The organism is Longimicrobium sp., from assembly GCA_036387335.1.
Classification (GTDB): domain Bacteria; phylum Gemmatimonadota; class Gemmatimonadetes; order Longimicrobiales; family Longimicrobiaceae; genus Longimicrobium.
Genome location: DASVTZ010000109.1, coordinates 79,982 through 86,617 on the forward strand (window position 1 = coordinate 79,982; position 6,636 = coordinate 86,617).

Annotated in this window: 6 protein-coding genes; 5 read left to right on the forward strand and 1 reads right to left on the reverse strand. The window is 72.1% G+C overall.

Going from position 1 to position 6,636, the window contains the following annotated elements; genetic code table 11:
- Positions 1–280 precede the first annotated feature (280 nt).
- From VF647_10135 to VF647_10155, 5 genes are all read left to right on the forward strand, one after another.
- A complete protein-coding gene (locus VF647_10135; GenBank protein HEX8452446.1) occupies positions 281–1,342 on the forward strand; it encodes a UbiA family prenyltransferase in 1,062 nt (353 codons plus the stop codon).
- Complete coding sequence (locus VF647_10140) at positions 1,335–2,198, forward strand: hypothetical protein (protein HEX8452447.1); 864 nt, start codon at positions 1,335–1,337, stop codon at positions 2,196–2,198. Before VF647_10135 ends, VF647_10140 begins: the two co-directional genes overlap by 8 nt.
- Before the next feature lie 188 nt (positions 2,199–2,386).
- A complete protein-coding gene (locus tag VF647_10145) occupies positions 2,387–3,571 on the forward strand; it encodes a cytochrome P450 (GenBank protein HEX8452448.1) in 1,185 nt (394 codons plus the stop codon).
- Positions 3,568–4,788 carry an ABC transporter ATP-binding protein gene (locus VF647_10150; protein HEX8452449.1) on the forward strand — a complete coding sequence of 407 codons (1,221 nt, stop codon included), beginning with the start codon at positions 3,568–3,570 and terminating at the stop codon, positions 4,786–4,788. Before VF647_10145 ends, VF647_10150 begins: the two co-directional genes overlap by 4 nt.
- Before the next feature lie 4 nt (positions 4,789–4,792).
- Positions 4,793–5,800 carry a hypothetical protein gene (locus VF647_10155; GenBank protein ID HEX8452450.1) on the forward strand — a complete coding sequence of 336 codons (1,008 nt, stop codon included), beginning with the start codon at positions 4,793–4,795 and terminating at the stop codon, positions 5,798–5,800.
- A gap of 115 nt (positions 5,801–5,915) precedes the next feature.
- Here the strand turns inward: VF647_10155 and VF647_10160 are convergent.
- Positions 5,916–6,636, reverse strand: a 721-nt coding sequence (locus VF647_10160) for a methylmalonyl-CoA mutase family protein (protein ID HEX8452451.1), incomplete at its 5' end; no start/stop codon positions are given.

Below are 6,636 nucleotides of genomic sequence, written 5' to 3' on the forward strand. Positions count from 1 at the left end.
TGGGCCTGGTGAGGGTTTGCGGGTGCGGAGCCGGGCGGGCGTGCACCTCCGCTTAACAAGACACCGCCGCCCCCGCCCGCGCAACCCGGCGCGCGACCGTTGACACGGACGCATCATGAGACGATCCTTGTACACCTGCCCGCCGCTCCCCGCGGCCTCTCCCTCCGCACGCGCCTCCGTCCCGCCCGTTCCCGCCAGATGAAGATCGTTCTCGCCGCACCGCTGGTTCGTGCCGGACAGCTCCGCGGAGTCTCATGAGGTATTACGACGGGCGGTTCTCGTGAGGGTGACGGCGCGCGCCGGCGTCCTGCACCTCGTCCGCGCGGACGACTGGTGGCTGTACCACCTCCTTCCGCTTCTTGCGGCGGCGTACGCTTCGATCGCGTTCTACGCGGTCGGGCCGGCCGTCGCGTACCCGGCGGTGGCGCGCCTCATCCTCTCCATCGTCTGCATCGCGGCGTACGCGCATCTCATCAACGACATCGGCGACGCGGAGCAGGACGCCGTGGCGGGGAAGCCGGACCGCTGGCGCGGCGTTTCGCTGGTGTGGCGCGGGGCGATCGCCGCGGCGTTCCTGGCGTGCGGGTTCGGCGCGTGGGTGGGGGCGGGGCTTTCGGCGCGGATGCTGGAGCTGCTGACGGTGATCGCGGCGCTGCAGCCGGTGTACGCGTTGCATCCGCTGCGGCTCAAGGAGCGCGGCGGGTGGGGGCTCGCTGCGGACGCGCTGCACACGCACGCGCTTCCGACGCTGTTCTGCGTGGCGCTGTTCGCGCAGGCGGCGGGGGCGCCGGTGTGGGCGCCCCTTCCGCTGGTGCTGACGGCGTGGGCGTTCTTCGTGGGGGTGCGCGGCATCGTCTACCACCAGCGTACCGACGAGGCAAACGACCGGCGGGCGGGGGTCGCCACTTTCGTGACGAGGCACGGCTCCGGCAGCTCCGCGGCTTTCGTGCGGCGTGCCGTGTTCCCGGCCGAGCTGGTGGCGCTGGGCGCGGCGGGCGTGGCTCTCTTCCCGGTGATCCCGGTGCCGGTGCTCGCGTTCGTGGCGTACTTCGCCCTGATGCAGCTCCTGCGGGCGATGGGCATGTGGCGCGTCACCTTCGCCGATCCCGCGCCGGCGGAGCGGACGGCGTACATCCCGCTGCTGGCGTTCTACCGGAGCCTGCCCGCGCCCGCCTTCGCTCTCGTGCTGGCGCTGAGGGACGCGCGGTTCGTTCCGCTCCTCGCGGTGCACTTGCTGGTCTTCGCCGGGCCCATCCTGCGGCAGGTGGGCGACGTGTTCCGGATCGCGCGCCCGCTGTGGTGGGGGGTGCGGCGGAGGCTGCTGCGGGCTCCCGGTGGTTGAACACGGCGGCGGACGGGTGGTCGCGGAGGTCACCTACTCCGCCGAGCCGCAGCTTCGCGCCGCGGGCTCGTTCGCCGCTGAGATGCGGCGCGACCTGCGCGTGGCGGGTCCGGTGGCGTGGCAGCTTTTCGTGCGCCGGCTGCAGGCGGGGTACCGGCGCAGCCTGCTGGGCTACCTCTGGCTGGTGCTGCCGCCCCTGGCCACCACCGGCGTGTGGGTGGCCCTGAACGCCGCGCAGGTGCTGCGGGTGGGCGGCACCCGCGTTCCGTACCCGATCTTCGTGCTGGCGGGCACGGTGCTCTGGCAGCTCTTCGTGGACGCGCTCAACGCGCCGCTCGCGCAGCTTTCCGGCTCGCGCGCCATCCTGGGCAAGAGCCGCATTCCGCACGAGGCCTTTCTCCTGGCCGGCGCCATCGAGGTGCTCTTCAACTTCGCGGTTCGCGCGCTCGTACTGCTCCCCGTCTTCGCGTGGTTCGGCGGAGCACCGGCGGCTTCGCTGCTGCTCGCCCCGGTGGGAGTGGCGGCTCTCCTTCTCCTCGGGTTCGCGGCGGGGCTCCTGCTGGCGCCGTTGGGGCTGCTGTACGCGGACGTCTCGCGCGCGCTCACCCTGGCCACGAGCGTCCTCTTCTTCCTCACGCCGGTGCTGTATCCGCTCCCCCGGGCCGGCCCCGCCGCCGTGCTGCGGGTGGCGAACCCGGTGGCCCCGCTTCTCTCCACCACTCGCGAGTGGCTCACCGGCGGCGCGCCCGCTCCCGCCGTGGGGTTCGTGCCGGTGGTGGCGGCGAGCCTGGTCGCGCTGGCGATGGGGTGGCTCTGCTATCGTCTCGCGCGCCCCCACCTGATCTCGCGGCTGTAGCTCCGCCTGTCGCGCCGTGGGACGGGCACGTAGCTTCCCGCTCCACGGCCGCACGCCCCCTGCCAAATGCCAATCACGCAAAGGCGCGAAGACGCGAAGAAAAGGACACACGGAAGTACTTTCTTTGCGCCTTCGCGCCTTCGCGTGAGACCATTTCCTTCAATGCACAGGGATTCGTTAGAAACGGTATGAGGTACCCCGATCGCGCGGTGCGGCTGATCGCCCGGCTGCGGCGCCGCTTCGCCGGCGTGCCCGCGCCGGACGCGGTGGACCTCACCGACCCCGCCTTGCTGCACGACCCCTTTCCGCGCTACGCCGCGCTGCGCGAAAAGGGGCCGGTGCACTTCCTCCCGCGGCAGAAGCTGTGGCTGGTGCTCGGCTACGACGAGGTGGCGAGCGCGTTCAAGGACCCGGAGCACTTCTCCAGCGTCCACCAGCCCGTGCGCTTCGACCCGGTCCTGAACGAGGCGGACCCCCCCGCGCACACCGCGGTGCGCCGCTCCACCGCGCCGTTCTTCAGCGCGTCGGCCACGGCGGGGCTGGAGGAGCGGGCGCGCGGCTTCGCGGCCGGGCTCGTGGACGAGCTTTCAGATAGGGACGAGGTGGAGCTGGTGCGCGACTTCGCGGCGCCGCTGGTGGAGCGGATGGCGGGCGCGCTGCTGGGGCTGGACGCCTCCGCATGCGAGGCGCTGCGGGCGCGGCTGGGGCGGTACGGAGCGGGGGAGCAGGAGGAGCAGTTCCGCGAGCTGGACGCCTGGGCCCGCGAGCAGGCCGCCGCGCCTCCCGCGGCATCGGTGGCCGCGGGGCTGCACGGCGCGGCTTTCGCGCCCGAGGCGGCTGCAGGGCTCCTCAAGCTGTTCTGGGTGGCGGGCACCACCACCACGGGGCGGCTCGTCTCGTCGTGCGCGCTCTACCTGCTCCGCGACCCGGCCCTGAGGGCGGAGCTGAGCGCCGATCCGTCGCTCATCGCCGCCATGGTGGACGAGGTGGCGAGGCTGGAGCCGCCGGAGGTGCTCGTGTGGCGCGTGGCGCGCCCGGGCGCCGAGCTCGCCGGCACGGCGATCCCCGCGGGCGCGGAGGTGAGGCTCTGCGTGGGCGCCGCCAACCGCGATCCCCGGCGCTTTCCGGACCCGAACCGCCTCTCCCTGCGGCGTGCCCCCAATCCCCACCTCACCTTTGGCGCGGGGCCGCACTTCTGCCCCGGCTCCCGCCTGGCGCGCCTCCAGGTGCGGGCGGCCGTGGAGGCGATCCTCACCCGCGCGCCGCACTTCCGCGCGACCCGACCGCTCTCCGCCGTCACGTATGCGCCGTCGCCCAACTACCGCGGGCTGAACGAGCTGCACGCGTCGCTCCGCGCCCCCTCGGGCGCGTGACGGCGCTCGCGATCTCCGCGGAAGGGCTGTCCAAGAAGCTGTGCCGCAACCTGCGGCGGGCGCAGTGGTACGGCGTGCGCGACATCGCCCGGGAGCTGGTGCCCCGCGCATCGCGCTCGGCGGAGCTTCGCCCCGGCGAGTTCTGGGCGCTGCTCGACGTCTCGTTCGATGTGCGCCCGGGCGAAGCGCTCGCCGTGGTGGGCGCCAACGGGGCGGGGAAGAGCACGCTCCTCAAGGTGCTGTACGGGCTGGTGAAGCCGGACGGGGGGCGGGTGACGCTGGGCGGGCGGGTGGGGGCGCTGATCGAGCTCGGCACGGGGTTCGATCCCACCCTCACCGGGCGCGAGAACGCGGGGCTCAACGCGGCGCTGCACGGATTTTCGCGGAGGCGGGCGGCGAAGCTGATGGACGAGATCGCCGACTTCGCGGGGCTGGACGACGCCACGATGGACGTGCCGCTCCAGTTCTACAGCTCGGGGATGCAGGCGCGTCTCGCCTACGCGGTGGCGGCGCACCTGGAGCCGGACGTGCTCCTGGTGGACGAGGTGCTCGCAGTGGGGGACCTCGCCTACCAGCGCAAGTGCATCCAGCACATGCAGAGGTACCTGGACGGCGGTGGCGCCCTGGTCTTCGTCTCCCACAGCGCGTACCAGCTCCAGGCGATCTGCCGGAGCGGGATCCTGCTGGAGGCGGGGCGCGTGACCTTTGCGGGCACCGCGGTGGAGACGCTCGCCCGCTACCTGGAGCCGCGCGAATCCGGGAGCTCCGGCGATGCCGTGCCCGCGCCCGACGCGGCGAACCCCGTGGTCATAGAGAGCGTCGCCGTGGCCGCGGCGGACGGGGGCGAGCTCCAAGCGGGCGGAGAGGCGCACCTCGCGCTGCGCTACCGTGCCGCGGAGCCCGCCACGGTGTTGTGGGGGTTCAGCATCTGGACGGCCGACGGGTGGGTGTGCGTGACCGGCGCGATGTCGCCCGCCGCGCGGCCGCTGGCTTCCGGCACCGGCGAGCTGCGCTGCGTGGTGCCCCGCCTTCCGCTGGCCGCCGGGCAGTACCAGCTGCGCGCCTTCGTGCTGGACGCGGGCACCACGACGGCGCTGGCGACGTACGGCTGGACCGGCGCGCCCCACACGCTGCGCATCCGGTCCGCGCCCAGCCTGGTAGGCAACTACTCCGCCACCGTCCAGATGCTGGTGACGATCGATGTCGACTGGGAGTGACGCGGTGCGGGAAGCCGTCGAGCGCGCTACCGGCTTCCTCCAGTCGCGCCAGCTTCCCTCCGGCGAGCTTCCCTCCTACCGATCGACCGACGCGACGCTCGCCACCGGGCGGGAATTCGACAGCTCCCCGTTTCCCACGGCGCTGATCGCGTACTCGCTCGGCTTCGTGGACTCGGCGGCTTCGCGGGAGATCAGGAAGCGCGCGGCGGCCTTTCTGCTGGCGGAGATGGAGGGGCCGGGGATGTGGCGCTACTGGACGCGTGCGCACCCGTACCACTCCGTGATCCCCGCGGACCTGGACGACGTGGCGTGCGCATCGTACGTGCTGCGGCGGGAGGGGGTGCCGTTCCCCGACAACGAGCGGCTCATCCTGGCGAACCGCGACGCCGCGGGGTGCTTCCACACCTGGTTCGCGCCGCGCCGCCGTGCGCCGCTCTCCCCGGCGTGGTGGCGTGTGGCGCTCTGGCAGTGGGCCAATCCGCTGAAGGCGTACCATTTCTGGAAGCTCAACGAGTGCGCCCCGGACGACGTCGACGGCATCGTCAACGCGAACGTCCTCCTGTACCTGGGCGAGCGTCCCGAGGCGCGGCCGGTGGCGCGGTACCTGGCCGCCGTGCTGGCGGAGGGCCGCGAAGACCGCTGCGACAAGTGGCACCTCAACCGCTTCACCTTCTACTACACCGTCGCGCGGGCATGGCGCGAGGGCGTCACCTCGCTCGCTCCGCTCCGGGACGAGTGCATCCGCAGGATCGTCGCGCACAGCCGTCCTGAGGGTGCCATCGGCGACACGGAGCTGGACACCGCGCTCGCGGCCTGCGCCCTGCTGGCCTGGGGCGCCGCGCCCCCCGAGCTGGAGGGCGCCATCGCGTACCTCCTCCGCCGGCAGGGCGGCAATGGCGAGTGGGCCGCTACGGCGATGTACTACGGGGGGCCGAAGAAGTACTACGGGTGGGGATCGGAAGAGCTGACCACCGGATTCTGCGTGGAGGCGCTGGGGCGGGCACTGGGGTAACGAGGAACTGCAGCCTCACACAGAGACACAGAGACACAGAGGAAGAACAACAGAGAGCACCTTCTGCAGTTCTCTCTGTGTCTCTGTGTCTCTGTGTGAGATCTTTTACGATGCATCAAAAGAAGACCGGCTCCTGGTACGCCCCGAACACCGCTTCCATCGAGTGGCGGATCTCGTGGAGAGTGGCGTAGGCGCGGACCGCATCCAGCATCGCCGGGACGACGTTCTCGCCGGCGCGGGCGGAGTCCTGGAGAACCTGGAGCGTGCGGTCGACCTCGGCCTGGTCACGGCGGGCGCGCATGGCGGCCATGCGCTCGCGCTGGCGGCGCTCGGCCTCCTCGGTCACCTTGAGGAGCGGGATGTCGATCTTCTCGCCCTCGATCGTATAGTCGTTCACCCCCACGATCACACGCTCGTTGCGCTCGATCTCGATCTGCTGGCGCATGGCCGAGCGCGCGATCTGCTGCTGGAAGTAGCCGCGCTCGATCCCCGGCACCACTCCGCCCATCCCGTCGATCTCGGCGAAGATCGCCTCCGCCTCGGCCTCCATCTGGTCGGTGAGCGCTTCCAGGTAGTAGGAGCCGGCCAGCGGGTCGATCGTGTTCGCGACGCCCGTCTCGTGCGCCAGGATCTGCTGGGTGCGCAGCGCGATCTGCACCGCCTTCTCCGTGGGCAGCGCCAGCGTCTCGTCCATGGAGTTGGTGTGCAGCGACTGCGTGCCGCCCAGCACCGCCGCCATCGCCTGGTAGGCCACGCGCACGATGTTGTTCTCCGGCTGCTGCGCCGTCAGCGTCACGCCGGCCGTCTGGGCGTGGGTGCGCAGGCGCCAGCTCTCC